The following is an 18270-nucleotide window of genomic DNA, read 5'->3' on the forward strand; positions in this document are numbered from 1 at the left end:
CTATGTTTACTGGAATTATTGAAGCAACAGGTAAAATTGTTGAACTAACACAAAAGCAAGGTGACCTAGCTATTCGTATTCAAAGCACTAATTTGGATATGAAAGACGTTAAGCTCGGTGACAGTATTGCCACCAATGGTGTGTGTTTGACGGTTGTCGCTAAACATAGCGATGGTTTTAGTGCTGACTTATCAAACGAAACAATCAGCTTAACGGGCTTTGCTCACTATAAAAAAGGTCAAACAGTTAACCTTGAAAAAGCCATGCAACCACTTTCTCGCTTAGGTGGGCATTTAGTATCTGGTCATGTTGATGGTATTGCGACTGTAGAAAGTATCAGTCCTAATGCTCGTGCAACAGAGTACTGGCTAAGTACTGACAATGATTTAATGAAGTACATTCCTTACAAAGGTTCGGTATGTATTGATGGTATTAGTTTAACGGTCAACGAGGTCGAGCAAAACCGCTTTAAGTTGACTATTGTTCCGCATACCGCAGAGCAAACAACGATTGCAGAATTTCAAGTGGGTACTCAGGTGAACCTAGAAGTTGACCAGATTGCTCGCTATTTAGAGCGCCTAATAAAAGGGGCCGAACAACCTTCCCGTTCAGACATATCAATGAGCTTGTTAGCACAAGCTGGTTTTATTAAATAAGCAAAGATACGTCACTATTAATCATACTCTCATGGGCACATTATGAATCTACACAGCGCGCAAGAAATTATCGATGACATTAAAGCCGGTAAAATGGTTATTTTAATGGACGATGAAGACAGAGAAAATGAAGGCGATTTAATCATCGCAGCAGAGCATATCAGTGCTGATGCTATCAATTTTATGGCAACACACGGTCGTGGTTTAATTTGTTTAACGATGACGCAAGAGCGTTGCCAGCAGTTAGATTTGCCGTTAATGGTTAAAAATAACGGTGCTGCTTTTTCAACTAACTTCACTATGTCGATTGAAGCAGCGAAAGGCGTAACGACAGGTATTTCAGCAGCTGACCGAGCACGTACAGTTCAAGCAGCTATTGCCAAAGGTGCCGTGCCGAGCGATATCGTACAACCTGGGCATATTTTCCCAATTATGGCGCAACCAGGTGGCGTGTTAACACGCGCAGGTCATACCGAAGCCGGTTGTGATTTAGCTCGTTTAGCGGGTCTTGAGCCTTCGTCTGTGATCGTTGAAATCTTAAATGCCGATGGCACCATGGCACGTCGTCCAGATCTTGAAATTTTTGCAAAAGAGCATGGCTTAAAGATTGGCACTATTGCAGATTTAATCGAATACAGAAACCTAAACGAAACCACCATTGAGCGTGTTGCTAAATGTAAACTGCCAACAGATCACGGTGAGTTTGATTTAGTGACCTACAAAGACACCATCGATGGTCAACTTCATTATGTTTTACAAAAAGGTGAAGTATCGAAAGAAGAGCCAACGCTTGTTCGTGTTCACTTACAAAGTACCTTCAATGATATTTTATTATCTGATCGTAGTGCTGATCGCAGTTGGGGCTTATCGGATGCGATGGCTTACATTGCAGAACACAATGGCGTGCTGGTTATTTTGGGTAAGCAAGAATCAACTGAAGACCTTGAAGCAATGGTAAAAGCATTTGCTGCCGAAGATGCGGGTGAAAATGTAAATCATCGTAAATTCCAAGGGACATCGCGTACTGTCGGTGTGGGCTCGCAGATTTTGGCTGATTTAGGTATTGAAAAAATGCGCTTAATGAGCCGTCCGAAAAAATACCATGCACTATCAGGTTTCCACTTAGAAGTGGTTGACTACGTTGAGGCGCAATCTTAATTAACGCGTAATTTAATTAACGCGTAATTTAATTAAGAGGTTTACTCGTAATTTTATTTAAATTCAATGCGGTTAGCGTTACGAGTGGCCACTAGAGTTAGATTTATTAGCCAGAGTTCAGGTTAACTAGGCTACTTTTATATTTTTGTGGTATTATGCGCCGTAATTTTTGCGCAATCGCAACCGCTTAAACTTATTTTTTAGGGTTATTAAATGAAAATTATTGAAGGTAACAAATACGCACCGGGCAAAAAGTTTGCCATTGTCATTTCTCGCTTTAATGACTTTATTGGTAGCAGCCTATTAGCAGGTGCTGTTGATGAGCTTAAGCGCACAGGTGGCGTATCTGACGACGACATTACTGTTGTTTACGTACCAGGTGCCGTTGAATTACCTTTAGCAGCGAAACGCGTTGCAGCAAAGAAAGAACACGATGCAATCATCGCTCTAGGCGTTGTGATCAGAGGTGGTACACCACACTTTGATTTAGTCGCTGGCGAATCAAACAAAGGTCTTGCACAAGTATCACTTGAGTACGATATCCCGGTTGCATTTGGCGTATTAACCACTGAAAGCATTGAGCAAGCAATTGAGCGCGCAGGTACCAAAATGGGTAACAAAGGTGGCGAAGCTGCTTTAGGTGCGCTTGAAATGGTTAATGTGTTAGACAAAATTTAAGTTTAAGGAATCTCTGTGAAACCAGCAGCAAGACGTAAAGCACGTATCTTAGCACTTCAAGCCGTATACTCTTGGCAGTTAAGCGGTAACCCAATTGCTGATATTGAACAGCAAATGTTAATTGAAAATGATGTGACTAAAATCGACGTCGAATATTTCAAAGACCTAGCACGCGGTGTTGTTGTTAACTGTAAGCAATTAGATGAAATCGTTGCGCCACATTTAGCACGCCCAGCAGATGAGTTAGACATGGTCGAAAAAGCAATTTTACGTCTGTCTGGCTATGAGCTGAAATTCCGTGAAGACGTTCCATACAAAGTAGCAATCAATGAAGGTATTGAGCTTGCTAAAATGTTTGGTGCTGAAGACAGCCATAAGTTTGTCAACGGTGTACTTGATAAAGCAGTTAAAGAGCTGCGTAAGTAAGTAGCCCCGTAAAGGAGAGCCGGCTTGGGCCGGCTTTTTTGTGAATGAAGGAATTTGAATTAATTAACCGTTACTTTAAAGGTCGCGGTATCATCCGTCGTGATGTAAACCTTGGTATAGGTGATGATTGTGCGTTGGTCACTGTGCCAGAAAACTGTCAATTAGCTGTGACAACCGACACATTAGTTGCAGGTGTACACTTTTTTGATGACATTTCTCCTCGCGCCCTTGGGCATAGGGCGTTAGCTGTTAACTTAAGTGATTTGGCTGCAATGGGTGCTGAACCTACCTGGATTTCAGTAGGATTGACCCTGCCTGAAGTGAATATGGAATGGATTGAGCAGTTCACAGAAGGTATGCATGAAATTGCGGAATACTTTAATGTGCAAATTATCGGTGGAGACACTACACAAGGTCCGCTCACAATTACTATTTGTGCCAAAGGTATTGTGCCTGAAGGCAAAGCATTGCGTCGCAGCGGTGCAAAGGTAGGTGATTGGATTTATGTGACCGGGCCACTGGGTGATGCAGGTGTTGCTATCGAAGCACGTAAGCAAGGTTTCGACATCGCGCCTGAGCATTTGAGTTATTTAAACAATCGTTTCGATTACCCGACTCCGCGAGTTGCAGCTGGGCAGGTATTACGAGGTGCGGCTTCAGCTGCCATAGATATCTCTGATGGTTTATTAGCTGATTTAGGTCATGTATTGGCGCTTTCGCAAGTCGGTGCAGTGATCCATGTTGATAAAGTACCTGTGTCTGATGCTGTCAGCGCATCAATTCCACGCCCTGAACAGTTTGACTATATTTTAAATTACGGCGACGATTACGAATTACTTTTTACTGTGCCTGAAAGCAATAAAAGCATGGTTGATATGAAACTTCGTCAATATGGCGTCGAAGCCAGCTGTGTTGGGCAAATAAAAAGTGGCGAAAGTGAAATTGAACTACTACTTGATGGTGAAAAATTTAACTATCAAGGTAAAGGGTTTCAACACTTTGCAAAGGAGCCGGTTTGAGTAGTAACCGATTATTTAATTTAAAACGCCCACATCAATTATTTGGTTTGGGTTTTGGTTTAGGCCTAGCACCTAAAGCACCTGGCACCTTTGGTACTTTTGCTGCATTACCATTTATTTTTACAACCATGTACTTTCCGCTATGGTTACAGATTGTATTTGCAATTGTGATCAGCGTATTTGGTATATGGGCTTGTGGTAAAACAGCAGATGACTTAGGGGTGCATGATCATCCTGCCATTGTTTGGGATGAAGTTGCTGGTTATTATATCACCATGATTGGTGCTGCACTTAGTTGGCAGTCATTGTTAGTTGGTTTTTTATTGTTCCGCTTTTTTGATATCGCTAAACCAGGCCCTATTCGTATTCTCGATAGGCGTTTACACGGTGGCTTGGGCATCATGGCTGATGATATTTTAGCAGGTATTTTTTCATTAATTTGTGTACAGGCTTTGTTTAAAGCTGGCTATTTACCCTTTTAAACGATTAATACAGTGTTACTTGGTGGCAAGTATATGATGCGATTTTTAGTTGTCTGTTTGTTGGTGTTATGCAGTATGCCTGCGTTTGCATCTATTACTGACTACGTCGTCAAACAATGGAATATCCAAAACGGCTTGCCATCTCAATCTCTTAAGAGCATAGCTCAAGACGAGCAAGGCTACATGTGGCTGGGTACTCAGTTCGGTTTGAGTCGCTTTGATGGTAATACTTTCACCAACTTCAACACACAAAATAGTGATTTCTTGCCAAGTAATGGTATTAACAAGCTATTAGTTGATAGTACGGGGTTACTTTGGGTTGGCACTAAAAACGGGATAGTAACCCTCGATCCAAGAACGATGATGTCGCAAACCTTTAATGTTAAAGGCCCAGTACGCGACATTCTTGAAGACTCTAAAGGCAGTATCTGGATTGCAGCCAACGGCCTTTATTATGTTGCACGAAATCAAGTCACCCTAAACCAAAACTCTGCGTTAGTCGTGCCAGTATCAAATGCTACGGCAATCACGCAAATAGTTGGTTCAGTGAGCCAAATGGCGCTGTCGCCAGAAGGTATTTGGCTGGTTAACGAGCGTCACTTATTGCGTTTAACTAATACTTCATCTGATTTTGCAAAGCTGCGCCTAGAACTTACCGCAAAAGTCTCTCTACCTGAGCGCCTAGCGCAAACCATCATTCATGATATGGCGTGGCTTGAGGGTAATTTATACCTTGCCTCTGAGCTTGGTGCCTACTTTCTTGATTTAGATGACGAGCTGCGTCCATTCCCACTTCCTAACGCGAGTAACTCTGCCGTTTACAAGTTTATGAGCGACTCAGATGGAGCGTTGTGGATTTCAACTTATGGCCGTTTACTCTTTAGAGATAACTCTGGGGACTGGCAATGGGTTGAGCCAAGTCAGCTTGATCAAAGTATTTGGTTTGCAGATATTTTCCGTGATAATCAAAATAATATTTGGCTGGCAAGTTTCAGTGAGGGGTTATGGCTTGCTCACGAAGGGCGTATTGAGCGCCACTCAGCTATTTCAAATATGACAGAAGCGGTGATGGCGATTAGCCAAGCACCTGATGGCAAACTATGGGTGGCTAACCGCAGTGGTGTCGGCTACTTCGATTACAATAAGAATTTTGTAAATCAAATACCAAGTAATCAGTTTGGTCGGGCTGCAGTTCACGATTTGCAGTTTGATGGTGATCGCTTATACATTGCTACAGGTCGCGGTGTTTTTTACTATGAGAATCAAACCTTGTATACAGTGCCAGGACGAGCACTGCGCGATAACCCTGTATTCGCAATTAGCCGTTCTAGTAAAGGCGGTTTTTGGCTCGGTACTGGTCGCGGTATGTACCGTTTAAGTTACGGTGGCTTAACACCTTTTGCTTACAATGCGTTCTTGAGCAGTAAATTTATTACCTATGTGCTTGATGAGCAAAATTTTGGCTTAATAGGTACCAGTAAAGGGGCTTATTACTTTACTGACCGTGGTATTGAAAAAATTGGTGACCAAACCAGTTTAGAAAGCGCTTATGTCACCAGTATTTTAAATATTGAAGGGGTGGGGATATTAATTGGCTCTCTTAACGATGGTTTATTTTATCGCAGCACCCAAGGTCAGTGGCGTCAACTTGATGCAACAGACGGCCTACCGTACGGCTCGATTTTCAGCCTTGTTTATGACAAACAGTTAAAACGTATTTGGGTAAGTACCATGAAGGGCGTTTACCGCATGCCGGTAGAGCAATTTGGTACTGATATAGAGAGCTTAAAAGTAGAGCAAGTGATCTCATCATTTGACCGACAATTAGATGGTAAAGCCAGTCAGTGCTGTGCTGGTCTTGGCCATGATGCTGTAGCAGACACAGGTAACTCTATTTGGTACCCAAGCTTACAAGGGGTAGTTGAAATACCTAAGAGTGTTGAGCTTTTTGGTGTGCAAGCGCTTAAGCCGCGTATTGAAAGTATTATTACGCCGCTGCGAAGCTTAAGTACCGCTACTTTAGGTGATAAACCTGAGCTACAAATTGATGAGCGCGATGTGACAATCAAATATACCGCAATTGATTATTTTGCTCCTTCAAGTATTGAGTTTAGATATCGACTGAGTGGTTTAGACAGTGATTGGCGCTATGCAAACACCCGCCGTGAGGCTATTTATACAAATTTACCGCCGGGGGCATTTTTGTTTCAGCTTGAAGCCAAACGTGGTGGTGAAGATTGGCAAAAGGCTCGTCGTACCGAGTACACATTCGTTGTTCCACGTCGCTTTGACGAGACCATTTACTTTAGACTCTTGATCACAAGTAGTTTTATTTTACTGTTCTACCTCGTGTTTTGGGTGTTTAGGGCGCAAGAGAAGCGTAAACAATTAGCACTTGAAAGCTTAGTAACAGAGCGCACCGTAGAGCTTCGTGAAGCCAACGATAAGCTCAATCAAGTAAATTCTCAGCTTAAGTTAGTCAGTCACTCAGATGAGCTAACGGGGCTTCGTAGTCGTCGCTTCTTGTTTGATCAGCTCCCTAAAGATATTGAACATTTCCAACGTAATTCGCAATCATTGCAAGCACAGGGTAAGTCGTTGGTGCTACTGATAATTAACCTTGATAACTTTAGCCGCATCAATGATTCCTATGGACCACTTGCAGGCGATAGTTGTTTACAGCAAATGGCGACATTGTTGAATAGCCGGACACAAGGCTCAGACTATGTCGCACGCTGGAGTGGCGATGAGTTTTTACTCTTATTACGTGATTTCAAACGTACAGCTATAGACAATTATGTTGCTGACTTGTGTGAAGCAATTGCAGCAAACCCATTTAGGCTACCAAATGGGGAATCGACCACCATCACTGCGTCTATTGGCTGGTCTTTCTATCCATTACCTTTATTGGGTGGTCAAGTGATTGGCTGGGAAACGTCTGTTAATTTAGCTGATATCGCGCTACACCAAGTGAAAAAGCGCGGTGGTGATGGCGTTGCAAATATTACCTTTGATGAACAATTAGATGCTTTTGAGTTTGAGCAAAATAATAATGTTGATAAACAACTGGGTGTTCTTCAAGAAACAGGTCTTGCTGATATTAAGGTTTGGATGCGCTAATATAAACGATGACAAAAAAGGAGCCTTAAGGCTCCTTTTTAGTTTTATTAGTGTACGGCTTAGGCCATAAACTCTTTGATGCTAGTTAAGATACCGTTTGCATCTAAGCCCATTTCTGCGTGCATTTCGTCTTGAGTACCATGCTTAATGAATTCATCTGGAATACCTAAGTTCAAGATAGTCACATTTGCTTTAATTGCAGCTAAGTACTCATTCACAGCAGAACCCGCACCGCCAGCAATGGCGTTGTCTTCTAGGGTAACAATTACATCGTGGCTACTCAACAACTCGCTAATAGTCTCTGTATCAAGAGGCTTAATGAAGCGCATATCAATCACTGTTGCATTAAGCTCTTCAGCAGCTGATTTGGCGTTTTCTAGTAGCGTACCAAATGACAAGATTGCCACTTTACTACCTTGTTTGATACTTCGCGCCTTACCAATTTCAATCGCACTCATTGTTGATTCAACATCACAATTGCCTGCGCTACCACGTGGGTATCGTACGGCAACAGGCTGATTGCATTGGTAACCTGTATACAGCATCTGGCGGCACTCATTAGTGTCGCTTGGTGCCATGATAATCATATTAGGAATACAGCGCATAAAGCTTAAATCGTAAGCACCTTGGTGAGTTTCACCATCAGCACCAACAATCCCGGCACGGTCAATAGCAAATAAAACCGGTAGGTTTTGTAATGCCACATCGTGAATAAGTTGGTCGTACGCACGTTGTAAAAAGCTTGAATAAATAGCAACAACAGGCTTCAGTCCTTCACAAGCAAAACCAGCTGCAAGCGTTACAGCATGTTGCTCAGCAATTGCTACATCAAAGTATTGCGCTGGGTACTCTTTAGAAAAACGAACCATGCCTGAGCCTTCACGCATAGCAGGAGTAATCGCCATTAGCTTGTCATCTTGTGCTGCCATATCACAAAGCCAGTCACCGAACACATTTGAGAATGTGGCAGCGCCAGGTTTTGATTTTGGTAATTTAGACATGCTCGGATCAAATTTTGGTACGCCATGGTAACCAATTGGATCCGCTTCAGCAGGTTTATAACCTTTACCTTTTTGCGTTTTAATATGCAGTAGCTGAGGGCCTTTAAGGTTACGCATATTACGTAAGGTATCGACCAACATATTGACATCGTGACCGTCGATTGGGCCGATGTAATTTAGGCCTAATTCTTCAAAGAATGTGCCCGGAATGACCATACCTTTTAGGTGTTCTTCCATGCGGCTGGCAAGTTCTTTCACTGGCGGTAAACCCGAAAGAAGTTTTTTACTGCCTTCGCGAATATTGGTGTAGAAGCTACCAGACAAAATACGTGCAAAGTGGTTGTTTAGGGCACCTACGTTTTCTGAAATCGACATTTCATTATCGTTTAAGATAATTAACACGTTAGGGTTTACATCGCCCATGTGGTTCATCGCTTCAAATGCCATACCAGCAGTAATTGCGCCATCGCCAATAACAGCAACCGTTTTACGATCTTTACCTTCTTTTTCAGCGGCAATAGCCATGCCGAGCGCTGCAGAAATAGAAGTACTTGAATGACCAACACTGAAGGTGTCGTAAGGGCTTTCTTCACGGAATGGGAAAGGGTGTAAACCGTCTTTTTGACGGATAGTATGCATTTGGTCACGGCGACCCGTTAAGATTTTGTGCGGGTATGCTTGATGACCCACATCCCATACTAAACGATCTTCAGGGGTGTTATAGACATAATGAAGGGCCACTGTTAACTCAACAGTACCTAAACCTGATGCTAAATGACCACTACTTTGCGAAACTGAATTAAGCAGGTATTCGCGTAACTCTTTACTAAACGCAGGTAACTTATCTTGCGCAATATCACGCAGTTGTGCTGGTTCGTCAACCAAACTTAATAATGGATACTTGCTACTATCAAGTGTCATGATTTTATATACATCCTTCGCTAACCAGAGTGCATTATAGCCCATTGCTGCTCTGATTTTTTAGTTATTTTGTCTTTCTTTTTTAGACGTTAATAATTACGCTCAACAATATAGCTAGCAAGGCTTGCCAGCTCGCGGGTGTCGTAATCAATAGCCTCAAGTGCTTTATGAGCCCGAGCCAATAAGTCTTGTGCTTTTTGCTTAGCGCCTGCCATACCTAATAATGCAGGGTAGGTCGCTTTATTGGCCGCAATATCTGAACCTTGCGGTTTGCCTAACGTTTCGGTGTCTGCCTCTACATCGAGAATATCGTCCTGTACCTGAAAAGCCAGACCAATTGCTTGACCAAACAAATTAAGCTGCTTTAACGTTTGCTCATCACATTGCGGCGCGGCCAAAGCCCCCAAGGTGATTGCACAGTTGAGTAATGCGCCAGTTTTAAGTTGATGAATACGTTCTAGTTCTTCGACTGTAATTGCTTTATCAGTAGCTTCAATATCAAGTGCCTGACCACCTACCATACCCTCTATACCTGAGGCTTTGCTTAACGAGGCGATCATTCTTACCTGTTGTGTCGTAGGTACTGCAAACTGATGGTTAGCAATTAAATCAAATGCTAATGTTTGAAGAGCATCACCGGCGAGAATAGCTTGCGCTTCACCATAAACAATATGACAAGTAGGGCGGCCACGTCTTAAGTCATCATCATCCATTGCTGGTAGGTCATCATGAACTAATGAGTAGCTATGAATACACTCAATAGCAGCGGCAAGAATATCAAGGTCAGCTTTGTCAGCTCCCATCATGCGGCCCGTCGCATAAACGAGGTAAGGACGTAAGCGCTTACCACCATTTAAAACGCCGTAATGAGTGGCTTCTTTAATGGTTTTTTCAGTGTTTAGTGGCAGTTCGAAATAGCGATTTAAATGTGCTTCAACGTCTTCTCGAGCGCGTTGTAATTGTTCTTTTAATTGCACTTAATTAGTCCAAGTTTGAGTCAAAGTTGCTAAGAGGAGCTTGGCTATCGTTACCCATTAATATGGCCACTTTTTGTTCGGCTTGTTGTAATTTTCCAGATGAGGCATTCGCAAGCGCTATACCACGCTCAAACTGTTTTAGCGATTGTTCTAAAGACAGTTCACCTTGCTCCATTTGTGCAACAATCTTAGATAATTCATCCAGTGCTTCTTCAAAACTCAAGTTTTCTGGTTTCTTTGTTGCCATAGTGGCCTCGATAGCTAATAGAAAGTGAGGCCAATTTTAGGGGGAATGCTAAACTAGGTCAAAGAATGATGTGTTTTTTTGCGCATAAAAGGAAATCAATATGCTATTTTTACGGTTTTAGAAGTAGCGGCAACTTGTAGCTTAAAAATCTTACATTAAAATAAAATTAATTCATTTAATGATTTAAGTAATTCAATTGCTTGCCGATAAGCAGTTAATAATAAAAATTTGATGCCGTTGGTGTCGTGTATTTGTTCCTCTGGAGGGGTATGTGGATTTAGCAACCATAATAGGTATTCTTGGTGCCATAGGCTTAATTGCTATGTCGATGGTATTAAGTAGTGACGGCCAAGTTGCAATGTTTTATAACACGCCTTCGGTGGTCATTGTATTTGGTGGTTCGATTTTTATCGTGTTATCGAACTTCACTATGGGGCAGTTTTTGGGCATTGGTAAGGTCGCTGCAAAAGCCTTTATGTTCAAAATTGAATCGCCAGAAGAATTAATTGAAAAAGCAGTAGAATTAGCTGACTCAGCACGTAAAGGTGGTTTCTTAGCATTAGAAGAAGCCGAAATCCCTAATGGCTTTATGCGCAAAGGGGTTGATATGTTAGTGGATGGTCATGATGCTGATGTAGTTCGTGCCACACTGCAAAAAGATATTTCCCTCACCGCTACTCGCCATGAACTTGGTGCAGGCTTATTTAAGTCGCTTGCCGATATCGCTCCTGCGATGGGGATGATAGGCACGCTAATTGGCTTGGTTGCAATGTTATCTAACATGGATGACCCAAAAGCAATTGGTCCTGCAATGGCTGTAGCTCTTTTAACAACACTTTATGGTGCTTTTTTGGCAAACGTTGTTGCAATTCCAATTCAGGTAAAACTAGAGCTGCGTAAAGATGAAGAAGCCCTCAACCAACGTTTAATTCTTGATGCGGTACTGGGTATTCAAGATGGTCAAAACCCGAAAGTAATTGAAGGCATCTTGAAAAACTATTTAGCTGAATCAAAACGTAAAGTCGATACCGAGGAGTAGGGCATGTCAGATCAAGAGTGCAAATGTCCACCTCCGGGGTTACCTGCCTGGATGGGAACCTTCGCAGATTTAATGTCGCTATTAATGTGCTTCTTTGTACTCTTGCTTGCTTTCTCGGAAATGGATGTTCTTAAATTTAAGCAGATAGCAGGTTCAATGAAGTTTGCTTTTGGTGTACAAAATAAAATTGAAGTAAAAGATATTCCAAAAGGGACCTCGGTCATTGCAATGGAGTTCACTCCGGGCAAACCTGAACCTACTCCTATCGAGACAATTCAACAACAAACCGTAGAGATGACACAACAAATGCTCGAGTTTCAGGCTGGTGATGAAAGCTCTGCAGGTGGTCGTCAAGAACAGCGTGGTAATAAGCGTGGTGGGGAATCACAAAGCACTGCTCAGCAACAAGCAATGGAGCAGTCAATTTCTGCAGCAGATCAAGAGCAAACGAATGAGCTTGTGAAGAAAATTGCCCAACAGCTTGAGCAGCAAATTATGGATGGCGCGATTGAACTTGAGTCACTAGGTCAGCAAATTATCATTCGCATTCGTGAGAATGGTTCATTCCCATCAGGCAGTGCTTTCTTACAGCCTAGGTTTAAACCTATCATTCGTGATATTGCTACGCTGTTAAAAGATGTGCCGGGTGAAATAACCGTGTCAGGGCATACAGATGATTTCCAAGTATCGAATGAGCTTTATACAAACAATTGGGATTTGTCGTCAAAACGTGCTGTTGCAGTTGCTAGCGAAATGGAAAAGGCCCCCGGTTTTGATAAATCTCGTATGATGGTTGTAGGTCACGCAGAAACAAGGCCACTAGTACCGAATGTAACCGATGAAGATCGTAGGCGTAACCGACGAGTCGAGATCTCTATTATGCAAGGTAAGGCGCATGAATCTGAGCCTATTGATGTGAGGCAATAAATCAATTAAAGTGAAACTTCATTAACAGATGTAATGGAGTATACAAATGAAAAAAGTTGATAAATATAGCTATATGCCAGGCAATGGTGATGGCGGTGATGACGATAAAACTGATTAAGGCGCTACATTTTGCCTGACTGGTTTGTAGAAATTAGAGTTATCTTAAGCAATAGCTGGGTGTTCATTTTGAGCCCAGCTATTATTATTTTTTATCTTCGTAAAGATTGGCCTGCTTTTTATTTCTCTGTTATTACTGCTGCTTTTTTCCTTTATGGAACTCTTATTTATTCTGCTTTAAAAGAATTTGATGACATTTATATCTGGCGCTATGTAGTCTGGGCTTTTAATGATATTGCTTGGATGGCAATCATTGCTTATTTAGGTATTAAAGACAAAGTCTACTTATGGCAAAGTGTGTTGGGACAACTTGTTGTTATTATGGCGCCAATTTTACAACTGTTCCGTTTGGTCGACCGCCATCTTTGGGATTTATCATACAGTACCTACATGTATAAGACCCTGCTACCGCTAATCAATATTGGTACTGTGGTCGTTTGTTACCTACCACTTATCTATCTCTTTACTCGACGAAGTCAGCAAGCTTAAGCGATTCCTAAGTTAAAAATCCTGTGCTAGACTACTGTTTATAAAAACAGTATTTAGTGTTACTTTATGAAACTTTACATTGCCGAAAAACCCTCCCTAGCACGGGCCATTGCAGATGCGCTGCCAAAACCACAGAAAAAACAGGATGGTTATATAGAGCTTGCTAATGGTGATTGTGTTTCTTGGTGTGTAGGGCATTTGCTTGAACAAGCAGAGCCCGATGATTACGATGCAAGTTTTAAAAAGTGGCGATTTGAGCACTTACCTATCGTGCCAGAACAATGGCAATTAAAACCTAAAGCAAAAACCCGTAAACAACTCACTGTATTAAAAAAGCTGATCAAGCAGGCAAGTATCATAGTTCATGCAGGTGACCCTGACCGTGAAGGCCAGCTATTGGTTGATGAAGTAATTGATCAGGTCAAACTAAGCCAAGCTAAAAAACAGCAAATTCAACGACTCTTAATCAGCGATTTAAACTTAAGTGCAGTTAAAAAAGCACTTAATAATTTAAAATCGAATCGCGATTTTATTCCCTTAAGTGTATCTGCTTTAGCTCGCTCGCGTGCTGATTGGCTATTTGGTATGAATTTAACGCGAGCTTATACGCTAGCTGGGCAAAAAGCTGGATTTGGTAATGTGTTATCTGTTGGGCGGGTACAAACACCTATTTTAGGCTTAGTTGTAAATCGTGATAATGAAATAGCGAACTTTGTAGCAAAACCTTTTTATGAAGTATTAGCTCATCTTGAAACTGAGCAGCAGCAAACTTTTTCTGCTAAATGGCAGCCAAGCAAAGCATGCGAACCTTATCAAGATGAAGAAGGGCGGGTATTACATAGAGGACTTGCTGAAAATGTTGTGTCACGCATAACTAATCTGCCAGCTAAAGTAGTTGAGCTTGAGCAGAAGCAAAAAAAGCAACAAGCGCCGCTACCTTATAACTTATCAGCTTTACAAATCGATGCGGCTAAAGCGTTTTCAATGCCTGCGCAAAAGGTGCTCGATACCTGTCAAAGTTTATATGAACGTCATAAGTTAATTACTTATCCTCGATCAGATAATCGCTATTTACCAAAAGAGCATCATAAAGATGCAGCTAAAATTATTGCTGCTATTGCTAATAATGAAGGGCAAGCAAGTGAAGCTTGTAAGCAAGCTGATACGAGCAAGCGTAGTAAATGTTTTAATGACAGCAAAGTTGCAGCTCACCATGCGATAGTACCTACCGAAAAACAACTTCGCTCAGCAACATTAAATAGTGATGAACAAAAAGTCTATCGGTTGATCTGTCGTCATTATTTAATCCAGTTTTATCCAGACTATGTATTTAACGAAACCAAAGTAACGGTTGAAATTGCAGGTGGGCTTTTTAAAGCAGCTGCTAAACAAGATGTTAGCCTAGGCTTTAAAACATTGATGGGCAAAACAGAGTTAAAAGATGAGCAAACCTTGCCTGCTCTTGAAAAAGGTCAGTTGCTGCATTGCAATCAAGGCGAAGTGATAGACAAAATGACGACACCGCCAGCGCATTTTACTGATGCTACCTTATTAAGTGCTATGACAGGCATCAGCCGGTATGTGAAAGATCCTGAAATTAAAAAGATCCTTAAAGAAACCGATGGCTTAGGCACTGAGGCTACACGGGCAGGTATTCTTGAGCTTTTATTTAAGCGCCGCTTTTTAGAGCGTCAGGGTAAAAACATTTTAGCAACGGCAACAGGAAAAGCACTCATTAGTACATTACCAGAGCAGCTTGCTAGCCCTGATTTAACAGCTAAGTGGGAAGCATCATTAGGGAATATAGCTGAGCAACACATGAGTTATCAGCAGTTTTTAACGCCATTACTGGCAGAGCTGCATGCTTTAGTTGAGCAAGCAAAGCAGTGCGACAGTCAAGTATTTTCCCAATTACCAAAAACGCCGCAAAAGCGACGTTTTAAAAGAAAAGCTAAGCCTAGAGCTAAGTCAGCCTAAACTAGTTTTTGTTGAACAGGGCAACCGCGGCATTACTCATCGCAGTAATCCCAGTCGGGAGCGCCTTCTTGTAATCAGGTGCAAACTTACTTGAGTGTAAAGACGGTAATGTTGCGCCAGATTGCATTGCTGCATCATATTGACTCGGTTCAACACCGCCTAACCAAAACAAAGTAATTGGTACGTTTTGTTCTGTACGACCGTATAGACCAAAGTCTTCACCAGCCATTACAGCTTCAGTTTCAAGTACATTGTCTTCACCAATAGCATTAGCAATTGCTGAACGCACTACATTGGTTTGTGCAGGGTTATTGTAAGTCGAAGGAATTGATTCATCTTCATGCACAAATACTTCAGGAGCTAAGCTTTCATCAAGTCCGGCACTTAATGCGATGCCTTTAGAAATTCGTTTAATCGCAGCGATTTGTTGCAAGCGTACTTCAGGGTTATAGCTACGCAGTGTTAATTGCAGTTTTACTTCATCTGAAATGACATTGTGTTTAGAGCCCCCGTGAATAGAACCTACCGTGATAACCGATGGTTCAAGTGGTGACAATTCGCGACTAGTAATAGTTTGCAGCGCCAACACAATACGTGAAGCAATTACAACAGGGTCTATTGTTGTGTGTGGGTAGGCACCGTGACCGCCTTTACCTTTTACAGTAATATCAACAGAGTCAACGCTTGCCATCGTATATTCTGTTTTCATGCTAACTTTGCCAGCAGGAACACTGGCACTAACATGTAAACCAATAACATGGTCTGGAGTAGGGTACTTAGTAAATAGCCCCTCTTTCAGCATGGCTTTTGCACCGCCTCCTACTTCTTCTGCTGGCTGTGCCACCATCATTAAAGTGCCTTGCCACTGATCTTTGTGTGTCATTAACTGTTGGGCTGCGCCAATAAATGAACTCATGTGAATATCATGACCACAGCCATGCATTACGCCAACGGTTGCACCAGCATCATTAGTAACAGTTACTTTAGAGGCGTATGGCTTACCAGTTTGTTCAACAATTGGTAAGCCGTCAGTATCAGTGCGGATCATGACCGTAGGGCCATCACCGTTCTTATATATCCCAACAACGCCGTAACCACCCACATTATCTGTAACAGTAAAGCCCAGTTGTTTTAATTGCTTTGCTAACTTTTGGCCTGTTTTCTTTTCGTGGTATGACAACTCAGGAGATTGATGCAAATCTAAATAGAGCTCTTCAATCTCAGGCATGGTTTTTTGAAGATTTAAATCGAGCGTTGTTGCTTGCGCGAATGGACTAAGAAGTAATAAAGCTGCAGAAATAGCAGATAATTTCATAATGACCTCGACCCGTAGGACTTGTAATTGTTATGTTTGCCACTATATCAAAACTTAAATACTTATATAGTGCAATCAATCAAATGAATAATATGATAAATCTTACCCCGCAAAATTTGCAGCAAGCACTGGGTGAAACGTCCGCTGAAAAATTAGTGTTACTTACTTTTTACTCTGCACAAAATCCAGAGTGTCATCAACAAGCTGCTATTTTAGAGAAGATCGCACACGAATATGGTGAACATTTATTAGTAGCAACGTTAGATTGTGATGTTGAGCAGGCACTTGCAAGTCAACTTGCACAGCAAATAGGTTTGCAAGCACTACCCACTCTTGTGATGTTAAAAGACTCAGCGCCTGTTGATATGTTACCTGGTGCTCAAACAGAACAGCAAATTCGTGATGCGTTAGCAAAGCATTTACCCGCACAACATGAATTATTACTTGAGCAAGCTAAACAAGCGTTAATTAATCAGGATTTAAATAATGCATTTAGTTATGCAAAGCAGGCATACGAGCTAGATCCAAACCATACTCGTGTAAAGTTAGTGTTAGCTGATATCTGTATTCAAATTCATAAGCTAGATGATGCGCAAGCATTATTAGATTCGGTTGCAGAAAATGAACGTGATGCGTATTTCACAAATATCCAAGCTAAATGTGAACAAGCGTTAGCAGCAACAGATTCACCAGAAATAAAAGCACTACAAGCGAAAGTAGAAAAATATCCAAATGATCTTGAGATAAAACTAGAGCTAAGCAATGCCTTAAACATTGCAGGTCGCAAAGAAGAAGCACTTGAGATGTTATTTACTGTGCTTAAAAAAGATCTAAATTACGCGGATGCAAAACCAACATACCTAGAAATCATTGCCTCCTTACCTGATGGTGATGCACTTGCTTCTAAGTATCGCCGTAAATTATATAGTATATTGTACTAAATCTAGTGTTGATTGATAAAAGCGCCACTTAAATACAGGCGCTTTTTTATTTAAAAAAACTTGCGTATTACCTAATTTCGATAATACTTAAGATCCTCTCGAGAAAAGTTGGCTGTATTTTATACAGTAAACTATGTTTTTTACTGCCTTTAGCTTGTTTTTTGCGCGAAAGGTAAGTTTTTAGTAGTTTTCTACAAAAAGTGCTTGCGTTAATTCTTCGCATCCCTATAATGCGCATCCACTGACACGGCGGGCAGCAATGAAAAGCGCTGAACAAACTGACAGAGAGTTAAGTAAAACTTCGGTTTAAAACGGTCTAAAAAGAAAGTTTGAAATTAAGTGTTGACTCGAAAAATTAAGGATGTATTATACGCATCCCTAGCGACAACGTCGCAACGTTCTTTAACAATATAAAGCAATCATCTGTGTGGGCACTCGTACAGATTGAGTTCTAACAGCAGATTCTAGTTCGCTAGATGACGCAAACAAATTTAGAGTCTCAATTTCTTATGAGTGACTATATAGTCAATTTATACAGAATTCATTGAGCACGAAACTTCGGTTTCAAAAAACTTTTAATTGAAGAGTTTGATCATGGCTCAGATTGAACGCTGGCGGCAGGCCTAACACATGCAAGTCGAGCGGTAACAGAAAGTAGCTTGCTACTTTGCTGACGAGCGGCGGACGGGTGAGTAATGCTTGGGAATATGCCTTATGGTGGGGGACAACAGTTGGAAACGACTGCTAATACCGCATGATGTCTACGGACCAAAGTGGGGG

Annotated in this window: 16 protein-coding genes and 1 rRNA gene; 13 read left to right on the plus strand and 4 right to left on the minus strand. The window is 41.6% G+C overall.

Going from position 1 to position 18270, the window contains the following annotated elements:
- The first annotated feature begins 2 nt into the window (after window positions 1-2).
- The 7 genes from NH454_RS07340 (at window position 3) to NH454_RS07370 (ending at window position 7539) form a co-directional block, all read left to right on the plus strand.
- The gene (locus tag NH454_RS07340; RefSeq protein ID WP_135923688.1) at window positions 3-656 is read left to right on the plus strand and encodes a riboflavin synthase; all 654 of its coding nucleotides are present in this window, start codon (window positions 3-5) and stop codon (window positions 654-656) included.
- Window positions 657-698: 42 nt separating this feature from the next.
- Window positions 699-1814: a bifunctional 3,4-dihydroxy-2-butanone-4-phosphate synthase/GTP cyclohydrolase II gene (gene ribBA / locus NH454_RS07345; protein ID WP_253038648.1), complete on the plus strand. Its 1116-nt coding sequence runs from the start codon at window positions 699-701 to the stop codon at window positions 1812-1814.
- Window positions 1815-2027: 213 nt separating this feature from the next.
- Window positions 2028-2492 carry a 6,7-dimethyl-8-ribityllumazine synthase gene (ribE, locus tag NH454_RS07350; protein WP_036966328.1) on the plus strand — a complete coding sequence of 155 codons (465 nt, stop codon included), beginning with the start codon at window positions 2028-2030 and terminating at the stop codon, window positions 2490-2492.
- Window positions 2493-2507: 15 nt separating this feature from the next.
- The gene (gene nusB, locus NH454_RS07355; RefSeq protein ID WP_054552571.1) at window positions 2508-2918 is read left to right on the plus strand and encodes a transcription antitermination factor NusB; all 411 of its coding nucleotides are present in this window, start codon (window positions 2508-2510) and stop codon (window positions 2916-2918) included.
- Window positions 2919-2962: 44 nt separating this feature from the next.
- Complete coding sequence (thiL, locus tag NH454_RS07360) at window positions 2963-3937, plus strand: thiamine-phosphate kinase (RefSeq protein WP_135923690.1); 975 nt, start codon at window positions 2963-2965, stop codon at window positions 3935-3937.
- Entirely contained in the window at window positions 3934-4419 is a 486-nt protein-coding gene (locus NH454_RS07365; RefSeq protein WP_135923691.1) for a phosphatidylglycerophosphatase A, read from the plus strand. The genes thiL and NH454_RS07365 overlap by 4 nt, the downstream gene beginning before the upstream one ends.
- A 33-nt stretch (window positions 4420-4452) precedes the next feature.
- Window positions 4453-7539 carry a ligand-binding sensor domain-containing diguanylate cyclase gene (locus tag NH454_RS07370; RefSeq protein WP_135923692.1) on the plus strand — a complete coding sequence of 1029 codons (3087 nt, stop codon included), beginning with the start codon at window positions 4453-4455 and terminating at the stop codon, window positions 7537-7539.
- Between the two features lie 59 nt (window positions 7540-7598).
- On the opposite strand, the gene dxs is transcribed toward NH454_RS07370, so the two are convergent.
- The 3 genes from dxs to NH454_RS07385 all read right to left on the minus strand — a co-directional run bounded on the left by dxs (window position 7599) and on the right by NH454_RS07385 (window position 10685).
- The gene (dxs, locus tag NH454_RS07375; RefSeq protein ID WP_135923693.1) at window positions 7599-9461 is read right to left on the minus strand and encodes a 1-deoxy-D-xylulose-5-phosphate synthase; all 1863 of its coding nucleotides are present in this window, start codon (window positions 9459-9461) and stop codon (window positions 7599-7601) included.
- Between the two features lie 89 nt (window positions 9462-9550).
- Window positions 9551-10438 (minus strand): (2E,6E)-farnesyl diphosphate synthase, encoded by an 888-nt coding sequence (gene ispA, locus NH454_RS07380; RefSeq protein ID WP_199526877.1) that lies wholly within the window; start codon window positions 10436-10438, stop codon window positions 9551-9553.
- A 4-nt stretch (window positions 10439-10442) separates the two neighbouring features.
- Window positions 10443-10685, minus strand: a complete 243-nt coding sequence (locus NH454_RS07385; protein ID WP_199526878.1) for an exodeoxyribonuclease VII small subunit — start codon at window positions 10683-10685, stop codon at window positions 10443-10445.
- A gap of 271 nt (window positions 10686-10956) precedes the next feature.
- Between NH454_RS07385 and pomA the strand changes: the two genes are divergently transcribed.
- The 4 genes from pomA to NH454_RS07405 all read left to right on the plus strand — a co-directional run bounded on the left by pomA (window position 10957) and on the right by NH454_RS07405 (window position 15234).
- Window positions 10957-11724: a flagellar motor protein PomA gene (pomA, locus tag NH454_RS07390; protein WP_135923695.1), complete on the plus strand. Its 768-nt coding sequence runs from the start codon at window positions 10957-10959 to the stop codon at window positions 11722-11724.
- 3 nt (window positions 11725-11727) lie between these two features.
- On the plus strand, window positions 11728-12651 hold the full coding sequence (locus tag NH454_RS07395) for a flagellar motor protein MotB (protein WP_135923696.1): 924 nt from the start codon (window positions 11728-11730) through the stop codon (window positions 12649-12651).
- Window positions 12652-12780: 129 nt separating this feature from the next.
- Window positions 12781-13257, plus strand: a complete 477-nt coding sequence (locus tag NH454_RS07400; protein ID WP_135923697.1) for a hypothetical protein — start codon at window positions 12781-12783, stop codon at window positions 13255-13257.
- Between the two features lie 66 nt (window positions 13258-13323).
- Window positions 13324-15234: a DNA topoisomerase III gene (locus NH454_RS07405; protein WP_235381841.1), complete on the plus strand. Its 1911-nt coding sequence runs from the start codon at window positions 13324-13326 to the stop codon at window positions 15232-15234.
- 1 nt (window position 15235) lies between these two features.
- Here NH454_RS07405 and NH454_RS07410 read toward each other — a convergent pair whose 3' ends face one another.
- On the minus strand, window positions 15236-16549 hold the full coding sequence (locus tag NH454_RS07410; RefSeq protein ID WP_235381842.1) for an amidohydrolase: 1314 nt from the start codon (window positions 16547-16549) through the stop codon (window positions 15236-15238).
- Between the two features lie 83 nt (window positions 16550-16632).
- On the opposite strand from NH454_RS07410, the gene NH454_RS07415 reads away from it, so the two are divergent.
- Window positions 16633-17490, plus strand: a complete 858-nt coding sequence (locus NH454_RS07415) for a tetratricopeptide repeat protein (RefSeq protein ID WP_235381843.1) — start codon at window positions 16633-16635, stop codon at window positions 17488-17490.
- A gap of 576 nt (window positions 17491-18066) precedes the next feature.
- Window positions 18067-18270, plus strand: a 16S ribosomal RNA gene (locus NH454_RS07420); the annotation flags it as partial.

Source organism: Pseudoalteromonas sp. Ps84H-4 (assembly GCF_024124645.1).
Lineage (GTDB): Bacteria > Pseudomonadota > Gammaproteobacteria > Enterobacterales > Alteromonadaceae > Pseudoalteromonas > Pseudoalteromonas lipolytica_C.